The 19,485-nt window shown below is 70.5% G+C and carries 20 protein-coding genes and 1 pseudogene; 17 read left to right on the top strand and 4 right to left on the bottom strand.

Annotated elements, in window-relative coordinates:
- Positions 1-13: 13 nt before the first annotated feature.
- Positions 14-121 (bottom strand): annotated as a pseudogene (locus tag EES42_RS46185) (molybdate ABC transporter permease subunit); the annotation flags it as partial.
- A gap of 520 nt (positions 122-641) precedes the next feature.
- On the opposite strand from EES42_RS46185, the gene EES42_RS17965 reads away from it, so the two are divergent.
- Entirely contained in the window at positions 642-2,327 is a 1,686-nt protein-coding gene (locus EES42_RS17965) for a hydrogenase maturation protein (protein ID WP_124719198.1), read from the top strand.
- Between the two features lie 22 nt (positions 2,328-2,349).
- Here EES42_RS17965 and hypB read toward each other — a convergent pair whose 3' ends face one another.
- Positions 2,350-3,135: a hydrogenase nickel incorporation protein HypB gene (gene hypB, locus EES42_RS17960; RefSeq protein ID WP_124719197.1), complete on the bottom strand. Its 786-nt coding sequence runs from the start codon at positions 3,133-3,135 to the stop codon at positions 2,350-2,352.
- A 3-nt stretch (positions 3,136-3,138) separates the two neighbouring features.
- Entirely contained in the window at positions 3,139-3,468 is a 330-nt protein-coding gene (locus tag EES42_RS17955; RefSeq protein ID WP_124719196.1) for a hydrogenase maturation nickel metallochaperone HypA/HybF, read from the bottom strand.
- A gap of 259 nt (positions 3,469-3,727) precedes the next feature.
- On the opposite strand from EES42_RS17955, the gene EES42_RS17950 reads away from it, so the two are divergent.
- The 13 genes from EES42_RS17950 to EES42_RS17890 all read left to right on the top strand — a co-directional run bounded on the left by EES42_RS17950 (position 3,728) and on the right by EES42_RS17890 (position 17,013).
- A complete protein-coding gene (locus EES42_RS17950; RefSeq protein ID WP_124719195.1) occupies positions 3,728-4,783 on the top strand; it encodes an NADH-quinone oxidoreductase subunit B family protein in 1,056 nt (351 codons plus the stop codon).
- Between the two features lie 46 nt (positions 4,784-4,829).
- Positions 4,830-6,623 carry a nickel-dependent hydrogenase large subunit gene (locus EES42_RS17945; RefSeq protein ID WP_124719194.1) on the top strand — a complete coding sequence of 598 codons (1,794 nt, stop codon included), beginning with the start codon at positions 4,830-4,832 and terminating at the stop codon, positions 6,621-6,623.
- On the top strand, positions 6,623-7,564 hold the full coding sequence (locus EES42_RS17940; RefSeq protein ID WP_124719193.1) for a NifU family protein: 942 nt from the start codon (positions 6,623-6,625) through the stop codon (positions 7,562-7,564). Before EES42_RS17945 ends, EES42_RS17940 begins: the two co-directional genes overlap by 1 nt.
- Entirely contained in the window at positions 7,561-8,214 is a 654-nt protein-coding gene (locus EES42_RS17935) for a DUF5947 family protein (RefSeq protein WP_241196437.1), read from the top strand. Before EES42_RS17940 ends, EES42_RS17935 begins: the two co-directional genes overlap by 4 nt.
- On the top strand, positions 8,211-8,852 hold the full coding sequence (locus EES42_RS17930; RefSeq protein WP_124719192.1) for a DUF6084 family protein: 642 nt from the start codon (positions 8,211-8,213) through the stop codon (positions 8,850-8,852). The genes EES42_RS17935 and EES42_RS17930 overlap by 4 nt, the downstream gene beginning before the upstream one ends.
- Positions 8,849-10,252 carry a hypothetical protein gene (locus EES42_RS17925; protein ID WP_124719191.1) on the top strand — a complete coding sequence of 468 codons (1,404 nt, stop codon included), beginning with the start codon at positions 8,849-8,851 and terminating at the stop codon, positions 10,250-10,252. The genes EES42_RS17930 and EES42_RS17925 overlap by 4 nt, the downstream gene beginning before the upstream one ends.
- A 151-nt stretch (positions 10,253-10,403) precedes the next feature.
- Complete coding sequence (locus EES42_RS17920) at positions 10,404-10,616, top strand: hypothetical protein (protein ID WP_124719190.1); 213 nt, start codon at positions 10,404-10,406, stop codon at positions 10,614-10,616.
- A gap of 7 nt (positions 10,617-10,623) precedes the next feature.
- On the top strand, positions 10,624-11,154 hold the full coding sequence (locus tag EES42_RS17915) for a hydrogenase maturation protease (protein ID WP_124719189.1): 531 nt from the start codon (positions 10,624-10,626) through the stop codon (positions 11,152-11,154).
- Between the two features lie 2 nt (positions 11,155-11,156).
- Positions 11,157-13,709 carry a carbamoyltransferase HypF gene (gene hypF / locus EES42_RS17910; protein ID WP_124719188.1) on the top strand — a complete coding sequence of 851 codons (2,553 nt, stop codon included), beginning with the start codon at positions 11,157-11,159 and terminating at the stop codon, positions 13,707-13,709.
- Positions 13,710-13,766: 57 nt separating this feature from the next.
- Complete coding sequence (locus EES42_RS17905; protein WP_124719187.1) at positions 13,767-14,063, top strand: HypC/HybG/HupF family hydrogenase formation chaperone; 297 nt, start codon at positions 13,767-13,769, stop codon at positions 14,061-14,063.
- Entirely contained in the window at positions 14,060-15,163 is a 1,104-nt protein-coding gene (gene hypD / locus EES42_RS17900) for a hydrogenase formation protein HypD (protein WP_124719186.1), read from the top strand. The genes EES42_RS17905 and hypD overlap by 4 nt, the downstream gene beginning before the upstream one ends.
- 8 nt (positions 15,164-15,171) lie before the next feature.
- Complete coding sequence (gene hypE, locus EES42_RS17895) at positions 15,172-16,260, top strand: hydrogenase expression/formation protein HypE (protein ID WP_124719185.1); 1,089 nt, start codon at positions 15,172-15,174, stop codon at positions 16,258-16,260.
- Complete coding sequence (locus tag EES42_RS17890) at positions 16,261-17,013, top strand: DUF6390 family protein (protein WP_124719184.1); 753 nt, start codon at positions 16,261-16,263, stop codon at positions 17,011-17,013. It abuts the gene before it with no gap.
- Here EES42_RS17890 and EES42_RS17885 read toward each other — a convergent pair.
- The gene (locus tag EES42_RS17885) at positions 16,983-17,408 is read right to left on the bottom strand and encodes a secondary thiamine-phosphate synthase enzyme YjbQ (protein ID WP_124719183.1); all 426 of its coding nucleotides are present in this window, start codon (positions 17,406-17,408) and stop codon (positions 16,983-16,985) included. The two genes, EES42_RS17890 and EES42_RS17885, sit on opposite strands and share 31 nt — an antisense overlap.
- A 92-nt stretch (positions 17,409-17,500) precedes the next feature.
- On the opposite strand from EES42_RS17885, the gene EES42_RS47595 reads away from it, so the two are divergent.
- The 3 genes from EES42_RS47595 (at position 17,501) to EES42_RS17875 (ending at position 19,434) form a co-directional block, all read left to right on the top strand.
- A complete protein-coding gene (locus tag EES42_RS47595; RefSeq protein ID WP_346775398.1) occupies positions 17,501-17,584 on the top strand; it encodes a putative leader peptide in 84 nt (27 codons plus the stop codon).
- 204 nt (positions 17,585-17,788) lie between these two features.
- Positions 17,789-18,682, top strand: coding sequence for an ABC transporter permease (locus EES42_RS17880; RefSeq protein ID WP_206433496.1), 894 nt, complete (start codon positions 17,789-17,791; stop codon positions 18,680-18,682).
- Positions 18,655-19,434, top strand: a complete 780-nt coding sequence (locus EES42_RS17875; protein ID WP_124719182.1) for an ABC transporter ATP-binding protein — start codon at positions 18,655-18,657, stop codon at positions 19,432-19,434. Before EES42_RS17880 ends, EES42_RS17875 begins: the two co-directional genes overlap by 28 nt.
- Positions 19,435-19,485 lie beyond the last annotated feature (51 nt).

Raw genomic sequence — 19,485 nt, 5'->3', positions numbered from 1 at the left:
ACGCGGGTCGGCCGGCCGTTCTCAGCGTGCCCTCGGCACTGATGACCAGGAGCGGAATCGCCACGAACGCCCCCGCGATCACGACCCCGGTGACGGTGAACGGCGGAGTGATCCCGAACCAGGTTGCGTGGAAAGTGCTTCCGCGGATGCGAGGCAGACGTCTCTGTCACTCTGGCGTCGGCGCCGTCTTCGACGGCAACTCCTGCCGCGACAGGGGCCTGTGTCCTCAAGAGCCGTATGCGAATGGTCCGCAGGCCGGTCAGGCGGCTGCCGCCCCGTGCCCCTGCCCGTCCCGCCGAAGCGACTCATCGGCCGAAGAAGCTCAACCGCACCTGCCTGTCGGGATTGCTCCTGTTCGTATCCACCGACCTCTGTCGAGGCAACCGCCAGGGCACCGGGGGGCGCAGGGGCCGATTTGCCGCTGCCGGACAGAAGCCGACGGTGCCAACTGCTCGCAGCGCACGAACAGGACTGCGGTCCGGCCCGACGTTGTGAATCCGGTGAGCGAAACAGCGCGTCGGCCCCTGCCCGCTCTGTGCGCTCGGGTGAATTCCCGGCATGTTCCCGCCGGGTGAGTCCCGCTGAGCAAGAGCCCACGCCCACGCTCGATCAGGACGAACCGCAGCCACCGGGAGATCGCCGTGCACATCCTGCTTGTCGCAAGCGCCTTCAACAGCCTTACCCAACGTGTCCAGGTGGAGCTGAGAGACCACGGGCACTCCGTTGCCGTGCAGCTCGCGCACGAGGAAGACCCGGTCCGGGAGGCCGTCCGCCGGGAGTGCCCGGACCTTGTTGTGGCGCCGTACCTGAAGACCGCGATCCCGAGGGACGTCTGGTCGGTCCACACCTGTCTCGTCGTCCATCCGGGGCCGGTCGGCGACCGCGGGCCCTCCTCCCTGGACTGGGCCGTCCATGAGGGAGCGGACCGCTGGGGCGTCACCGTGCTTCAGGCGAACGCGGAGATGGACGCGGGCGACGTCTGGGCCTCCGTGGCCTGTCCGCTGCCCCCGGTGGGCAAGAGCGACCTGTACCGCAACGAGATCTCGGACGCCGCCGTGCAGGCGGTGCTCCTGGCGGTCGGGCGCTTCGCGTCGGGGACGTACACCCCGGCGCCGCAGGCCTCCGGCGCCGGCGGAGGCTGCCGCCCCCTGTTCCGCCAGTCGCTGCGTCGCATCGACTGGCGGTCGGACTCCACCGCGACGGTGGTCCGCAGACTCCGGGCGGCGGACTCCCAGCCCGGTGTGCTCGACGAGTTGCTGGGCGGTGAGTGGTTCCTGCACGGCGGGTATCCCGAGTCCCGGCTGGGCGGGCGTCCGGGGGATGTGGTGGCCACCCGGGACGGCGCGATCTGCCGGGCGACCACCGACGGCGCGGTGTGGATCCCCGAGCTGCGGCCACGGCGGGAGCCGGGCGGCCCGGCCACCTTCAAGCTCCCCGCCACCTCGGCGCTGGCCGGGCGGCTGTCCGCCGTACCCGAGCGGCCGGCTCCGCTGCACCGGCCCCGGGGCGACGACACCTGGTCCGAGATCGGCTACCGGGAGGAGGCCGGGACCGGCTTCCTGTCGTTCTCGTTCCGTGGCGGCGCGATGAGCACGGCGCAGTGCCAACGCCTGCTGTGTGCCTACCGGTTCGCCTGCTCCCGGCCCACCTCGGTGCTGGTCTTCGGCGGCGGCCGGGACTTCTTCTCCAACGGCATCCACCTCAACGTGATCGAGGCAGCGGCCGATCCCGGCGCCGAGTCCTGGGCCAACATCAATGCCATGGACGACCTGGTGGAGGCGGTGCTGACCACCACGGACCGGCTCGTCGTCGCCGCCGTGGCCGGGAACGCCGCGGCGGGCGGGGTGATGCTGGCCCTCGCTGCCGACGAGGTGTGGTGCAGGGCGGGCGCGGTGTTCAATCCGCATTACCGCCTGATGGGGCTGTACGGATCGGAGTACTGGACGTACACGCTGCCGCGGCGGGTGGGGGCGCCGGCTGCCGGCCGGCTCATGCGGGACGCCCTGCCGGTCAGCTCCGCCGCGGCCTGTCGGCTGGGGCTGGTCGACAGGGTGATCCCGTGCGCCCCCCAGTCGTTCGACGCGGAAGTCGGCGCCCTCGCGACCCGCCTGGCAGCCCTGCCCGCGACCCAGTCCCGGATCCACGCGAAGAAGGAGGAGCGGGACCTGGTCGACCTGGCCCCGTACCGGGAGGCGGAACTCGTCCGCATGCACCGCATCTTCGCGGACCCGCACCACCCGTACCACGGGCTGCGCCGGGCCTTCGTCCGCAAGGAGCGCCCGGCGTCCGACGCCGCGGTCCCGCAGCCCCCGTTCCCCCGGGGCTGACCGCGGTGCGGCGGCGGAGCGGCTACCGCTGCTCCGCCAGCCAGTCGTACCAGTGGGACAGGCCCTCGCCGGTGGTCGCCGAGACCGTCAGCACGCGGACGTCCGGGTTCACCGAGCGCGCGTGCCGCGCGCACTGCTCGACGTCGAAGTCGACGTAGGGCAGCAGATCGGACTTGTTGATCAGGATCAGGTCGGCAGCGGCAAACATGTACGGGTACTTCAGCGGCTTGTCCGTGCCCTCGGTGACCGAGATGATCACGACCTTGCTGCGCTCCCCCAGGTCGAACAGGGCAGGGCACACCAGGTTTCCGACGTTCTCCACCATGAGCAGCGACCCCTCGGCCGGGGACAGTGCCGTGAGGGCGTCCCGCATCATCTCCGCGTCGAGGTGGCACCCCGCCCCCGTGTTCACCTGCACCACGGCGCAGCCCGTACGCCTGATCCGGTCGGCGTCGAGCCTCGTCTCCTGGTCGCCCTCGACGACGGCCACCGGCCGGCGGCCGCCGAGGTCGGTGACGGCGCGTTCCAGCAGGGTGGTCTTGCCTGCGCCCGGCGAGCTCATCATGTTCACGGCCACGACGCCGCGGTCGGTCATCCACGTCCGGTTGCGCTCCGCGAGCAGGTCGTTCTTGGCGAGCACCTTCTGCTCGATGGTGACGGTCTCACCGGCGCCACTCGGCTGACGACGCTCGTGCGGACGAGGGTGCGGGTGCGGATGCGGATGTCCGTGGTCCGGTGCATCGTCCTCCCGCAGCATCACGATCCTGGTCCCGCCGGACTCCTCGGCACAGCCGCAGGTACCGCACATGGTTCAGCCCACTTCCATGGAGACGATCTGCAGTTCCTGTCCCGATGTGATCTCCACATCCGCGCTGCCGCAGGGACACAGCAGAATCAGGTCGGTCAGGGTGAATGCGACGGCACAGGTGCGGCAGCGGCCGGCGCCGGGCGGCTGGTCGATCTCCAACTGCGCGCCCTCGGCGGCCGTTCCCTCCGTGACCAGGCCGAAGCAGAACCGCATCGAGTCGGGTACCACGGCCGTGAGCACGCCGACGCGGACGCGGACCGAGCGGACCGGACGCCCCCCGGCGCGTTCGCACACCGAGTCGACGACGCTCTGTGTGATGGCCAGCTCGTGCACCGGTGCCTCGTCCTTCCGCGGGTGGCTCCGACCGTAGGGCCACGGGCGGACCGTGGCGCCGACCGACGGGACCGGTCGCACGCCCGGACCACCCGAGCGGCCCACCGCATGCCGTCATTCGGCCCCCGGTGACAAGCCGGTGCGGCGAATTCCCCTGTTGCCGGTGCCCGCGAATCGAGGCGTGATGGTAGCAATGTGCGCATACCCACCCGTGGGGGCCGATGGCCGGTAGGCCGTCATCCTGAAAGGCGGCACTGCCATGCCGACAGAGGAAGCGGTAAAGGCGGAGGACACACTGATCCACGTGCTGTGGATCAACGCAGGACTGAGCTGTGACGGCGATTCCGTGTCACTGACCGCCGCCACGCAGCCGAGCATCGAGGAAATCGCTCTCGGCGCCCTGCCGGGACTTCCGCAGGTCGCTGTCCACTGGCCGCTCATCGATTTCGAATGCGGCCCGAACGGCGGCGCCGATGATTTCCTCGAATGGTTCTTCAAGGCCGATCGCGGAGAGCTGGAACCGTTCGTCCTGGTGGTCGAGGGATCCATTCCGAACGAGCGGTTGCACGACGAGGGCTACTGGTGCGGGTTCGGCAACGATCCCGCCACCGGCCAGCCGATGACGACCAGCGAGTGGCTCGACCGGCTGGCTCCGAAGGCGACCGCGGTCGTCGCGGTCGGCACCTGCGCGACGTACGGCGGCATCCACGCCATGGCGGGCAACCCGACCGGCGCAATGGGGGTTCCCGACTACCTGGGCTGGGACTGGAAGTCCAAGGCCGGGATCCCGATCGTGTGCGTCCCGGGGTGCCCGATCCAGCCGGACAACCTCTCGGAGACGCTCACCTACCTGCTCTACATGGCCACCGACCAGGCGCCGATGATCCCGCTCGACGACGCGCTGCGGCCGACGTGGCTGTTCGGGTCGACGGTCCACGAGGGCTGCGACCGGGCCGGGTACTACGAGCAGGCCGACTTCGCGACGGAGTACGGCTCACCGAAGTGCATCGTCAAGCTGGGCTGCTGGGGCCCCACGGTCAAGTGCAACGTGCCCAAACGGGGCTGGATGAACGGCATCGGCGGCTGCCCCAACGTCGGTGGCATCTGCATCGGCTGCACCATGCCCGGGTTCCCGGACAAGTTCATGCCGTTCATGGACGAGCCCCCCGGAGGAAAGCTCTCGACCAACGCGGTCGGGCTGTACGGGTCGACGATGCGGCGGCTGCGCCACCTCACCACCCACACCCTGGACCGCGAACCGAAATGGCGTAGGCCCGGCAAGAAACTCACCACCGGCGCCACACGCACCTGGTGAACGACCGCGTACATCACCGCAACGGACAGAAAGCAGAGGCGGCGCAATGACCGCGACGCAGCACAAGGGTGCCGGGGGCGGCCAGGGAAAGAACGACCTGGTCGAAATGGCGTGGGATCCCATTACCCGGATCGTCGGCAGCCTGGGTATCTACACGAAGATCGACTTCAAGCAGAAGGTGGTCGCCGAGTGTCACAGCACCAGCTCCATCTTCCGGGGCTATTCGGTCTTCATGAAGGGGAAGGACCCCCGGGACGCACACTTCATCACCAGTCGTATCTGCGGAATCTGCGGTGACAACCACGCCACATGTTCGTGTTACACGCAGAACATGGCGTACGGGGTGAAGCCGCCGCACCTCGGCGAATGGATCGTGAATCTCGGCGAGGCCGCGGAGTACATGTTCGACCACAACATCTTCCAGGAGAACCTGGTCGGGGTCGACTACTGCGAGAAGATGGTCGCGGAGACCAACCCCGGGGTACTGGAGCAGGCCAACCGCACCCCCTCCCCGCACGCCGACGCGCACGGATACAGGACGATCGGCGACATCATGCGGTCGCTGAACCCGTTCACCGGCGAGTTCTACCGCGAGGCGCTCCAGGTCAGCCGGATGACCCGGGAGATGTTCTGCCTGATGGAGGGCAGGCACGTGCACCCCTCCACGCTCTATCCCGGTGGCGTCGGCACCGTGGCGACCATCCAGCTGATGACGGACTACATCACCCGCCTCCAGCGGTACGTCGAGTTCATGAAGAAGGTCGTGCCGATGCACGACGACCTCTTCGACTTCTTCTACGAAGCCCTGCCGGGGTACGAGCAGGTCGGCAACCGGCGCATCCTGCTGGGCTGCTGGGGCTCCTTCCAGGACCCGGAGCACTGCAACTTCGAGTACAAGGACATGACCGACTGGGGCCGGAAGATGTACGTCACCCCCGGTGTCGTCGTCGACGGGAAGCTGGTCACCACCGACCTGGTGAAGATCAACCTCGGCATCCGGATCCTGCTCGGTTCGTCGTACTACAACGACTGGGACGAGCAGGAGACCTTCGTCTCCCACGACCCGCTCGGCAATCCGGTCGACCGGCGCCACCCGTGGAACCAGCACACCAACCCGCAGCCGCAGAAGCGGGACCTGGACGACAAGTACAGCTGGGTCATGTCACCGCGGTGGTTCGACGGCAAGGACTACCTGGCGCTCGACACGGGCGGCGGGCCGCTCGCGCGGCTGTGGACCACCGCTCTGGCCGGTCTGGTCGACATCGGCTACATCCAGGCCACCGGCCACAGCGTCAAGATCAACCTCCCCAAGACCGCCCTCAAGGGGCCGGTGGAGCTGGAGTGGCACGTCCCGAAGTGGAGCAACACCATCGAGCGCAACCGGGCGCGCAGCTACTTCCAGGCCTACGCGGCCGCCTGCGCGCTCCACTTCGCGGAGAAGGCGCTCGTGGAGATCCGCTCCGGGAACACCAAGACCTGGGAGAAGTTCGAGGTGCCCGAGGAGGGTGTGGGCTGCGGGTTCACCGAGGCGGTCCGCGGCGTTCTCTCCCACCACATGGTGATCCGGGACGGCAAGATCGCCAACTACCACCCGTACCCGCCGACTCCGTGGAACGCGAGCCCCCGTGACACGTACGGCACGCCCGGCCCCTACGAGGACGCCGTGCAGGGCCAGCCGATCTTCGAGGAGAACGACCGGGAGCACTTCAAGGGCATCGACATCATGCGCACGGTGCGCAGCTTCGACCCCTGTCTGCCCTGCGGTGTGCACATGTATCTCGGCGAGGGCAAGAAGCTGGAGCTCCTGCACTCCCCCACCCAGTCCGCGGGCAGTGAGTGATGGCGCGGGAGGATTCCCCGGCCACGCCCGACTGGCGGACGACCGGTGAACGCATCGACGCCCTGATCGCCGCCAGTGGCTCGGGCGGTGCGGTCGCCCGCGAGCGCAGCGAGGAACTGGTCCGGGTCGTCGCCGACTTCTACGGTGCCGGGCTCGAACGGCTGCTCGATCTCGTGCACGAACAGGGGCGGCTGGACGAAGACGTCCTGGCCGCCCTGGCCGGCGACGAGCTGGTGGCCGGCGTCCTGCTGGTGCACGGGCTGCATCCGTACGGCGTGGAGACCCGGGTCGAGCAGGCGCTGGAGAGCGTACGGCCGTATCTGGGGTCGCACGGCGGCGATGTGGAGCTGCTCGCCGTCACCGACGAGGGCACCGTCCGGTTGCGGCTGCTGGGCAGTTGTGACGGCTGCCCGTCGTCCTCGGTCACGCTCAGGCTGGCCGTGCAGGGTGCTGTGGAGGCGGCGGCGCCGGAGATCACCTCGATCGAGGTCGAGACCGCGGCCGACGAGGACGCCGGGGCGGCGGGGCCGCTGGTACCGGTGGACTCGCTGTTCGCCCGGCTGCACACGGAGTCCGGGACGGCCGACGACGGCGCGTCGTGGGAGGTCGTGCCGGAGCTGTCGGGGCTGGAGTCCGGCGCCGTGGCCCGGGTCGGTGTCGGCAGGATGCCGGTGGTGGCCTGTCGGGTGGGCACGGATCTCTTCGCCTTCGAGGACCGGTGCGCGCGCTGCGAGCGGCCGTTCGAGGGTGCCACGCTGGCGCGGCGGCTGGGCGGCCGGTCCGGGGACGCGGTACTGCGCTGCGCCGGATGCCGTGCCCATTACGACGTGCGACGGGCCGGTGTCTGCCTCGACGAGAACGGCGGGCATCTGGCCCCGTTGCCCCTGCTGTCGGACGGTGCCGTGGTCTCGGTGTCGGTCCCCGCGGCGGTGGCGCCGTGATCGCCGTCGGCCGTTCCGCCTCGCCGGCCTCCGCCCTGCTGCGGCTCAGACGCAACCGGCCGCGGCCGGTTGCCGGTGAGCGCTGCGAGATGTGCGCGGAACCGATCGGCGAGAGCCACTCCCATGTGGTGAACCTCGACAGCCGCGCCCTGATGTGCTGCTGTCGGGCCTGCTATCTGCTGTTCACCGACGAGAACGCGGAGCTGCGGTACCGGGCGGTCCCCGAGCGGTATCTGCACTTCGCCGGGCTGACCGTGGACGGGCGTGCCTGGGACGAGCTGCAGATTCCCGTGGGGCTCGCCTTCCTGTTCCACAACTCCGTCCAGGACCGGATGGTCGCGTTCTACCCCGGGCCCGCCGGGGCCACCGAGTCGGAACTGCCGCTGGACGCCTGGGCGGCCGTCGTCGAGTCGAGCCCGGAGCTCTCCGTGCTGCATCCGGACGTGGAGGCGCTGCTGATCCGGCGTACGGCGGAGAGCGAGGGTTCGTGCCATCTGGTGCCGATCGACGCCTGCTACGAGCTGGTGGGGCAACTGCGCTCGCTGTGGCGCGGGTTCGACGGTGGCACCGAGGCCCGTGCCGCGATGGACGGCTTCTTCGCGCGGGTGGCGGACCGCAGCCGGCCCGCCGCGGGGATCGGGGCGCCGTGAACGACTTCGCGTTCTCCGTGCTCGACGTAGTCGCCGAGCCGTACGCGGCCGCTCCGCAGCTGACCGCGCGGCTGCGGATCGAGGAGCGGACGGGCCGGCGGATCCATGCCATCGCGCTGCACTGCCAGGTCCGCATCGAGCCGCAGCGGCGCCATTACGACGAGGCCGAACAGAGCGGCCTGGTGGCGCTGTTCGGCGGCCGGGACCGCTGGACGGACACCCTGAAGCCGTTCCAGTGGATGAGCTGCGACACCACCGTGCAGGGGTTCAGCGGTGCGACCGAGGTCGATCTCGCCCTGCCCTGCACCTACGACTTCGACGTGATCGGTTCCCGCTATCTGCACGCCCTGGGCGAGGGTTCGGTGCCCCTCGCCCTGATGTTCTCCGGCACGGTCTTCACCCGCGGCAGCAAGGGCTTCGGGGTCGAGCAGGTGCCGTGGGACTGCGAGGCCCGGCACCCGATGCCGGTCGAGGTGTGGCGACGCATGGTGGCGGCGCACTACCCGAACACCGGATGGATCCGGCTGGACCACGAGGTGCTGGCACGCTTCGCGGACTTCCGGGCCCGGCACGGGCTGATCAGCTGGGACGAGACGGTCCAGACCCTCCTGGCCGAACACGACGAGGTGGTCCTGTGAGTCTCGACCAGGTGCGTTCGATCGCCGACGCCGTCCTGTACGAGGGGTACCTCCTGTACCCGTACCGGGCGAGCTCGCACAAGAACCGGTCGCGCTGGCAGTTCGGGGTCCTCGGCCCGCCGCACGCCACGGCGGCGAGTTTCGGCGAGGAGCCGGAGATGGAGACGCAGTGCCTGCTGGCACCGCACGACGGGCCGGCGGCCGTCACCGTGCATCTGCGCTTCCTCCAACTCCAGGTCCGCGAGGTGCTGAGCACGGGCGAGGACGGGGTGGAGGTACCGGTCGGGCAGCTCATCGTCGACGGGGTGCCGGTGATGTCCTGGGACGAGGCCGTCGAGCGTGAAATCGTGCTGCCCGCCCTGCCGTTGGGGGAGGTGACGGATGCCGTCCACGAGGTCCCGGGCGGCGAGGAGACCGAGCCGCTGACCGACGCGCGGGGTGTGGTGGCGGGCCGGATCGTGCGACGGCGGCTGCCGTTGACGGTCCGGGTCCGCGCTCGGGCCGTCATCGACGACGGATACGTGCGCCTCTCGGTGGCGGTGCGCAACGAGCATCCGGAGCCCGCGGCCACCAAGGACGCCGCGATCCGGTCCTCGCTGATCGGCGCGCATCTGCTGCTGCGGGCGCACGACGCCGAGTTCGTCTCGCTGCTCGAACCGCCCGCCGGGGCGGCAGCGGCCGCCGGCCGTTGCCGACAGCGCAGATGCTGGCCCGTGCTGGCCGGACCGAAGGGGACGACGGACACCCTGCTCGGTGCGCCGATCATCCTGTACGACTACCCGGAGGTCGCCGAGCAGAGCCCCGGCGCGCTCTTCGACTCGACCGAGATCGACGAGATCCTGACCCTCCGCGTGATGACCATGACGGAGGAGGAGAAGGCGGAGGCCCGGGCCACCGATCCCCGGGCCCGGGAGATCATCGACCGGTGCGACGGCATGTCGCCCGCCGGCCTCCAGCAGTTGCACGGTCTGCTGCGCGACCCGCACCGGCCGCAGCCCGCGGCTCCCGCTGGCCCGGTGGCCGACGTCCGGGATGTGGAACCCGCCGCCTTCGACACCGCGGGCGCCCCCTGGTGGGATCCGGCGGCCGACGCCTCGGTGCGGCCCGGGAGCGACGCGGTCGTGATCGACGGGGTCCGGGTGGCCAAGGGCAGCCTGGTCCGCGTCCACCCCTCCCGGCGGGCGGACGCGCAGGACCTGTTCTTCGCCGGCCAGGTGGCCCGGGTGACGGCGGTTCTCTCGGACGTGGACGGTGGTACGCACATCGCCCTGGTCCTCGTCGACGACCCCGCGTCGGACCTGCACGACTGGTACGGCCGCTACTTCTACTTCGCGCCCGACGAACTGACACCCCTGAGCGTCGAGGAGACGGCGCAGCACCGAGAGGAGAACCGATCGTGAAGACCCTGGGCATCATCACCGCCGGAGCGGCCGCGGCCGTGGCGCTCGTCGCCGTGGCGGTCGGGATCAGGTCGATCCCCGACATCCGCCGTTACCTGCACATCCGTTCGATGTGAATCCCGGTCCGAGTGAAGTGAGCAAGGAGTACCCCATGGCTGAGACACCGGAGAAGAACAGCGACGTCGAGGAGGAGCCGCAGGAGGAACGAGGCCCGAAGGGGTCCCGCGACACCGGCTCGGACCGGCCCTCGGCCGGCCCTGCCGACCGTCCCTCGGGCACCTCGGACGAACGCTCCGACACCTCCGTACACCCGCAGAAGACTCAGGACCCGGCATCGCCCGACCTCCGGTCCGGGGGCGGCTGAGCCGACGATGACGAGGGAACCGGACACCGCCACCCGGGTGCTGGTCGCGGGCATCGGCAATCTGTTTCTCGGCGACGACGGCTTCGGCCCGGAGGTCGTGCGCCGGCTGGCCCGCGACGGGGGGATGCCCCCGCAGGTCCGGGTGGTGGACTACGGCATCCGCGGCATGCATCTCGCGTACGACCTGCTCGACGGGTACGACGCGCTGGTTCTGGTCGACGCGTACCCGGGGGGCGGGGCCCCCGGGGAGGTGACGGTGCTCCGCATCGGTGTGGAGGACCTCGGTTCGGGTGAATTCGACGCACATGGAATGAATCCGGTTGCTGTCCTGGCAAATCTGGAACAACTGGGCGGTACGCTTCCGCTCACCTACCTCGTCGGCTGCACACCCGCCGGAGTCGAGGAGGGCATCGGGCTCGGCGAAGCCGTCGACAGCGCGGTGCCCGAAGCGATCCAGGCAGTGCACACCCTGATCCGGCAGCTCGTGCCGGCCGTACCGACCGCGTCCGTGAACAGCACCCGACCCCGGAGATCCTGATCATGTGCCTAGGCATTCCTGGCCGCGTCGTGGAGATCGTGGACGGGTACGCGGGCCAGCTGGCTCTGGTGGACGTGGAGGGCGCCAGGCGCCGCGTCAACATCGGCATGCTCGACGAGGCGCCCGGTCGCGACGACTGGGTGCTTCTCCATATGGGCTTCGCCGTCGAGCTCATCGACCGGGCGAAGGCCCGTCAGGCCCTGTCGGGGCTGGAGATGATGGGCCGCGGCCGGGAGCAGCGGATCCGGCGCAGATTCGAGGTGCGCGGCGTCGTGCAGGGCGTGGGCTTCCGGCCTTTCGTCTATGTCACCGCCTCGGAACTGCTGCTCACGGGCTCGGTGACGAACACCGGCGACGGGGTGCTCGCCGAGGTCGAGGGAGCGGCCGGGGCCGTGGAGGAGTTCGGCCGCCGTCTGAGCGCCGACGCCCCTCCGCTCGCGGTCGTCGAGGACGTGCGTACGAGCGAACTGCCGACGCGCGGCGGTACGGGCTTCACCATCGAGCGCTCCAGCACGTCCGACCGGGCCAGGACATTGGTCTCGCCCGACATCGCCACCTGCCGGGACTGCCTGGAGGAGCTGGTCGATCCGTCGGACCGGCGCTACCGCCACCCGTTCATCACCTGCACGCACTGTGGCCCCAGGTTCACGATCGTCACCGGCCTTCCGTACGACCGGGCCGCCACCACGATGGCGGACTTCGAGATGTGCGGGGCCTGCCGGGCGGAGTACGAGGACCCGCTCGACCGGCGCTTCCACGCCCAGCCGATCGCCTGTCCCGACTGCGGACCGCGGCTCGAACTGGTCGGCGGGGAAGGCGTGTCCCTGTCCCGTGACGAGGACGCGCTGCGTACGGCCCGGAAGCTCCTCGCCGAGGGCGGGATCATCGCGGTCAAGGGACTCGGTGGCTACCACCTGGTGTGCGACGCCCGCGACGACGCGGCCGTGGCCGAGCTGCGCCGGCGCAAGCGGCGCGGCGGCAAGCCGTTCGCGGTGATGGTGCCGGACCTCGACGCCGCGCGGCGGCTGGTGACCGTCACGGCGGACGAGGAGGAGCTCCTGTCCGGTGGCCGCCGCCCGATCGTGCTCCTGCCCCGGCATCCTGCCGGGCCCGGGGCCGGGGTGTCCGACGCCGTGGCGCCCGGCAGCCCCCACCTCGGGCTGCTCCTTCCCTACACCGCGTTGCACGTCCTGCTCTTCGGGATCAGGGACGACGATCCGGGCCCGGACGCACTGGTGATGACTTCAGCCAATCTGTCGGGCGAGCCGATCGTCACCGACGACGGCGACGCGCTGGCCGTTCTGGCTCCGCTGGTCGATGCCTGGCTACGGCACGACCGGCGCATCCATGTGCCGTGCGACGACTCGGTCAGCCGCTGGGCCGCCGGTGCCGAGCTGCCGCTGCGCCGCTCGCGCGGATACGCCCCGCTGCCGCTCGCACTGCCCTTCGACGTGCCCCCGACGCTCGCCGTGGGCGCCGACCTGAAGAACACCTGTGCGCTGGCCGAGGGCCGCTATGCCTGGCTGAGCCAGCACATCGGCGACATGGACGACCTGTCCACGGTCGGCGCTCTGACCCGGACCGAGAAGCATCTGGAGGACCTCACCGGGGTGGCACCCACCCGACTGGTGGCCGACAGACACCCCGGCTACCACTCCGGCGACTGGGCTCGTGCCCACGCGGCCGGGCGGCCGGTCCGCACCGTGCAGCACCACCACGCGCACATCGCGTCCGTGATGGCGGAGCACGGCCTGGGCGCGGACGAGCGCGTGATCGGCATCGCCTTCGACGGCACCGGCCACGGCGCCGACGGGGCGGCCTGGGGCGGCGAGGTCCTGGTGGCCGGCTACGCGTCGTTCAGCAGGGCCGCGCACCTGGGTTACGTACCGCTGGCCGGGGGCGACGCGAGTGTGCTGCGGCCGTACCGGATGGCCCTCGCGCATCTGCACGCGGCCGGCATCCCCTGGGACGACGACCTGCCAGCGGTACGTGCCTGCCCGCCCGCCGAACGCGACGTACTGGCCCATCAGTTCGCCACCGGATTCGGCTGCGTGCCCACGTCGGGCATGGGACGGCTCTTCGACGCGGTGGCGTCCCTGGCCGGCGTCCGGCACGTGGTGGCGTACGAGGCGGAGGCGGCCATGGAACTGGAGGGGCTGGCCCGTGCCGCGGCCGCCGGGCCCGCGGCACCGGAGGGCGGCTACCGCTTCGGCATCCGGCCCGGGAAGAGAGAGGAACCCGCCGTCGCGGATCCGGGCCCGGTGGTCCGGGCCGTGGTGTCCGACGTGCGCGACGGCGTTCCGGCCGGGCTGATCGCCATGCGCTTCCACACCGCCGTCGCCGCTCTGGCCACCCGCCTCGCGGACCTCTGCCACTCGCGCACCGGCCTCTCCACCGTGGCGCTGGGCGGCGGCGTCTTCCAGAACGCCGTATTGCTCGAAGCTGTGCAACTCGGCCTGAACGAGCGAGGCTTCACCGTCCTGCGGCCGCGCCTGCTCCCCCCGAACGACGGCGGGATCGCCCTCGGCCAGCTCATGATCGCCGCATCGGACTGACGCTGCCGCACGACCGTACCGCCGCACTCCAAGAGGGATCCACAGAGAAGAGGGACCATGTGTCTGGCTGTTCCGGGGCGTGTCCTCAGTACCGCCGAAGTCGACGGCACCGTGATGGCCGAAGTCGATTTCGGTGGGGTGCGCAAGGAGGTGTGCCTCCAGTACATCCCCGATGCGACCGTCGGTGAGTACGTCATCGTGCACGTCGGTTTCGCCATCCAGCGCCTCGACGAACGGTCGGCCCTGGACACCCTTGCCGACTTCGAGCGGCTCGGCATCCTGGCCGAGGAGTTCGGAGACGGTTTCGAGCGCGCGGCCCAACAGCGTGTGTCTCCCGAAGGAGTCGGCCGGTGAAGTACCTCGAAGAGTTCAGTGACCCCGATCTCGCGAAGAAGCTGATCGACCAGATCCACGCGGCCACCACGCGGAAGTGGGCGCTGATGGAGGTCTGCGGCGGCCAGACCCACTCCATCATCCGGCACGGCATCGACCAACTGCTGCCGGACAGTGTGGAGATGATCCACGGACCGGGATGTCCCGTCTGTGTCACCCCGCTGGAGACCATCGACCGGGCACTGGCGATCGCCGCCCGCCCCGGCGTCGTCTTCTGCTCGTTCGGCGACATGCTGCGCGTGCCCGGCAGCAGCCAGGACCTCTTCTCCGTCAAGAGCGCCGGCGGCGACGTACGCGTGGTGTACTCGCCGCTCGACGCGCTGAAGATCGCCCGGGAGAACCCTGACCGCGAAGTCGTCTTCTTCGGGATCGGGTTCGAGACCACCGCCCCCGCCAACGCCATGACGGTGTATCAGGCCCAGCGGTTCGGGGTGCGGAACTTCTCGCTGCTGGTGTCCCATGTGCTGGTGCCGCCCGCGATCGCCGCGATCATGGAGTCCTCGACGTGCCGGGTGCAGGCGTTCCTCGCCGCAGGCCACGTATGCAGTGTGATGGGGACGGCCGAGTACCCGCCGCTGGCCCGGAAGTACAAGGTGCCGATCGTGGTGACCGGCTTCGAGCCGCTGGACATCCTCGAAGGGGTCCGCCGGACCGTCGTCCAGCTGGAGGCGGGCCGGCACGAGGTGGAGAACGCCTACCCCAGGGCCGTGCGCGAGGAGGGCAATGTGCCCGCCATGGAGATGCTCGCCGATGTCTTCGAGGTGACCGACCGGACCTGGCGCGGCATCGGGGCGATTCCCCGCAGCGGCTGGCGGCTCTCCGAGAAGTACCGGGCGTTCGACGCGGAGCAGCGGTTCGACGTGACGGACATCCACACCGCCGAGTCGTCGCTCTGCCGCTCGGGCGAGGTCCTCCAGGGCCTGATCAAGCCGCATCTGTGCGAGGCGTTCGGCAAGGAGTGCACGCCGAGGAATCCCCTCGGTGCGACCATGGTGTCGTCCGAGGGCGCGTGCGCCGCGTACTACACCCACCGCCGCCTGGAACTGGTCGATGCGAAGTGACTGACGCGATGCAAGACGCGACCGCCGTGGTGAACGACGTGCCCGACCTCGACTTCGAAGGGTGGGCCTGCCCGGTCCCGCTGCGGGACGTCCCGTCCGTCGTCATGGGGCACGGGGGCGGCGGTGCGATGTCCGGTGAGCTGATCGAGCACCTGTTCCTGCCCGCGTACGGTGCCGCGGCCGCCGCCGACCTCGGTGACTCGGCCGTCCTGACGGTCGGCTCCGGTACCCGTCTCGCCTTCTCCACGGACTCGTTCGTGGTGAAGCCGATGTTCTTCCCCGGCGGGTCGATCGGTGACCTGGCGGTGAACGGCACGGTCAACGACCTGGCCATGTCGGGTGCGACGCCGCTGTTCCTGTCCACCGCCTTCATCCTCGCGGAGGGCACCGCGCTGAGCGACCTCGGCCGGATCGCGCAGGCCGTGGGCCGGGCCGCCGAGGACGCCGGCGTACGCCTGGTCACCGGGGACACGAAGGTCGTGGAACACGGCAGTGGTGACGGCGTCTACCTCAACACCTCGGGCATCGGCGTGATCCCTCCCGGTGTCGACATCCATGCGCGCCGGGCGCTCCCCGGCGACGCGGTGCTCGTCAGCGGCGACATCGGTGTGCACGGTGTGGCCGTGATGAGCTGCCGGGAGGGCCTCGAATTCGGTACGACGGTGGAAAGCGACACCGCCGCGCTGCACGGACTGGTCGCCGCCATGCTCGCCACCGGAACCGACCTCCATGTGCTCCGGGACCCCACGCGCGGGGGCGTCTCGGCATCGCTGAACGAGATCGCCCGCGCCTCGGACGTGGGCATCGAACTGGTCGAGCGGCTGCTTCCCGTACCGCCCGCGGTGCGCGACGCGTGCAGCCTGCTCGGGCTCGACCCGCTCCAGGTGGCCAACGAGGGCAAACTGATCGCGATCGTCCCGGCCGAGGACGCGGACCGGGTGCTGGCCGCCATGCGGGCCCACCCCCTGGGCCGGTCCGCCTGCCGGATCGGCAGCTGCGTTCCGGATCACACCGGGATGGTCGTGGCGAAAACGGGGCTGGGCGGGAGCCGGGTGATCGGGCTGCCGATCGGCGAACAACTACCGAGGATCTGCTGAGTGAGTGCCGAGGGCGCCCTGCTGTTCGCGCGATACGCCTACCCGCCCAACGAGCTCGGCTACTGCGGCCCCGCCGACGCGGCGGCCCTCCTGCGCCGTGACGCGACCGCCGACATCGAGCGGCGCGCCCGGCAGTTCGAGGGGGCCTGGTGCTATCTCCAGTTCCTCGCGGAGACGGCCGGGCTGGCGGACCCGCTCGACGTGCGGGTGGTCGAGGCGTACTGGATCGGCAACGAGCTGCTGGACCGGGCCGATCCCGCCGCTCTGGTGGAGCGCATGACCGACCGGTTCCGGGGGCAGCTCGGCGGCACCTGGCGCGACGCCGGGCGGCGCGCCCTGGCCCATCACAGCTTCCAGGTGTTCGAGGTGTACCCGTGGGCCCCGATGCTGCGGTCGAGCGGCCATCCGACCGCCCTGTCCGTGCTCGACCAGTGCCGCGTCCGTACGGGAGTGGTCGTGGCCGCCGACAGGGACCTGGCGACCGTGCGGTCACGCCCGTTGTGCTGGGACGGTGCGGGGCTTGCCGACGGCGCGTGGCGGGAGGAGACCGTACGCTGCTCGGCCGGTGGACTGACGCTGCTCGACGGGCTCTCCGCCGGCGACCGGGTGGCGCTGCACTGGGACTGGGTGTGCGATGTGATCACCGACGAACAGGCCCGGCGCATCGAATTCCTTGAGGAGCGCCGACGCGCCGATGTGGGCCTCTCGTCCTCCGAACCGGCCTACTGGCCGAGGAAGCTCAACCGCACCTGACGGTCCGAGTTGTCGACGTTCGTGTCCACCAGGCACACCGACTGCCACGTCCCCAGCTCCAGCCGTCCGCCGATCACCGGCAGCGTCGCGTGCGGCGGGACGAGGGCGGGGAGTACGTGGTCGCGGCCGTGGCCGGGGCTGCCGTGGCGGTGCTGCCAGCGGCTGTCGGCGGGCAGCAGGGTGTGGAGGGTGGCCAGGAGGTCGTCGTCGCTGCCGGATCCGGTCTCCAGGATGGCGATGCCGGCGGTCGCGTGCGGTACGAAGATGTTGAGGAGGCCGTCTCCGGAGGCGGCGTTCCGGGTGAGGAACTGCTCGCATTCGGCGGTCAGGTCGGTGATGGTCTCCGTGGTGCCGGTGGTGATGTGCAGAACGCTGGTGGCGAAGGCGTGGGGCATGGGTCCATTCTCTCGCCCATTCGGCAAGATCGCGCGTCCACCTGCCGAGACATCATTGACCGTTTCAGTGATGGATCGCTACGTTCGGCGGCATGTTCCGTTCAGCCCTGCTCACTTCGCGCGGTCACATCGACCTGCTGCGGGTGACCTCCGCCGCGTGTCCCAGCGGCTGCTGACGTTCTCTCGGCTTCTTCTCCGTCGGTGACCGGGCGGCGCTTCTGCCCGTTCTCGCTGCCGTACGCGTCTGCCCGTACGCGCACCGGCCCATTCCGCCCCGTCCGCCGCTCGGCGTGACCGCTGTGACGTAACGGCAGCAGTGGTTCGCGCGGCCGTGGCCGCGGTGTGACTCCCCCTGCCCGTGGACTGCTCGTGGAGCCCTCATGACCATCGGCCATGCCCTCGCACCACCTGACATACCTTCAGAATCCGGGAAGTCCCCTGTCCCTTCCGATCGGCGGCCGCTCGATCTGGAGCCCGTTGTTCCGGCCTCCGTGCGGGGTGTGCGCCTGGGCGCGCCGCCCCGTTGGGTTCGGCGTGCTGTCGGCCCGTTGCTGTTGCTCGCGTTGTGGCAGGTTCTCAGTGCCACCGGTGTCCTGCACGCCGATGTGCTCGCGTCGCCCGGCACCATCGCCCGTGCCGGATCGGATCTGATCGCCGACGGGACGCTGCCGTCCGCGATGGGGATCTCGCTCCAGCGGGTCGCCGTCGGGCTGGTGCTCGGGGGTGTCGTCGGGACGGCGCTCGCGCTGGTTTCCGGGCTCTCCCGGCTCGGCGAGGATCTGGTGGACGCGAGTGTGCAGATGCTGCGCACCGTCCCCTGGGTCGGGCTGATCCCGCTCTTCATCATCTGGCTGGGGATCGGTGAGGCCCCGAAGGTGGCGCTCATCGCGCTCGGTGTCGCCTTTCATCTGTATCTCAATGTGTACGCGGGCATTCGCGGGGTCGATGCCCAACTCATCGAAGCCGGGGAGTCGTTGGGGCTCGGCCGGTGGGGACTGATCCGGCATGTGGTGCTGCCGGGCGCGCTGCCCGGGGCCATGACCGGGCTCCGCTATTCACTCGCCACCGCATGGCTGGCCCTGGTCTTCGGCGAATCCGTCAACGCCGATGCCGGGATCGGCTTCCTGATGAACCAGGCCCGGGAGTTCTTCCGTACGGACGTCATCGTCGTCTGCCTGGTCGTCTACGCCTTCCTCGGCCTCGCCGCCGACGTCATCGTCCGCACACTCGAAAGGCTGCTGCTGCAATGGCGACCGACCTTCACGGGACAGTGAGCCCCGCCGCTCCGGCCGAGACCGCGGTGCGGGTGGCGGGACTGACCCGCTCCTTCGGCGGCGCGGCCGTCATCGACGGGCTCGATCTCACCCTGCGCGCCGGGGAGTTCACCGCGCTGCTCGGGCGCAGCGGCTGTGGGAAGTCGACGCTGCTGCGGGTGCTCGCCGGGCTGGACCGCGAGATCGAGGGCACGGTGCTGGTGCCGAGACGGCGGGCGGTCGCCTTCCAGGCGCCGCGGCTCATGCCGTGGAAGCGGGTCTGGCGCAATGTGCTGCTGGGACTGCCCGGGAAGCCCGAACGGGCGGTCGCGGAACGTGCGTTGGACGAGGTCGGGCTCGCGGAGCGGTCCGGTGCGTGGCCCAGGACGCTCTCCGGGGGTGAGGCCCAGCGCGCCTCGCTGGCCCGCGCCCTGGTGCGTGAGCCGGATCTGCTGTTGCTCGACGAACCGTTCGGCGCGCTGGACGCGTTGACCCGGATCAAGGCGCAGCGGCTGGTGGCCGAGCTCTGGCAGCGACGCGGCTGCGCCGTACTGCTGGTCACCCACGATGTGGACGAGGCGCTGCTGCTGGCCGACCGCGCGCTGGTGATGCGGGACGGGGCGATCGCGTACGACACGCCGGTCGGTCTGGACCGGCCTCGCGGCGCGAGCAGTGCCGGTTTCGCGGCGTTGCGCGCCCGGCTGCTGACCGAGCTGGGCGTCGACGGCGGCGCCGGTGGCACCGATGGCGCCGCATCCGTCGAGGTCGTCTGAGACGGGGGCTGTCCGTCGGCCGCCCGTCCACCCCGCCCGCCTCCGTGCACG

The organism is Streptomyces sp. ADI95-17, from assembly GCF_003846175.1.
Classification (GTDB): domain Bacteria; phylum Actinomycetota; class Actinomycetes; order Streptomycetales; family Streptomycetaceae; genus Streptomyces; species Streptomyces sanglieri.
Note: the sequence above shows the minus strand (reverse complement) of the source record. Positions and strands in the feature narration are given on the sequence as shown.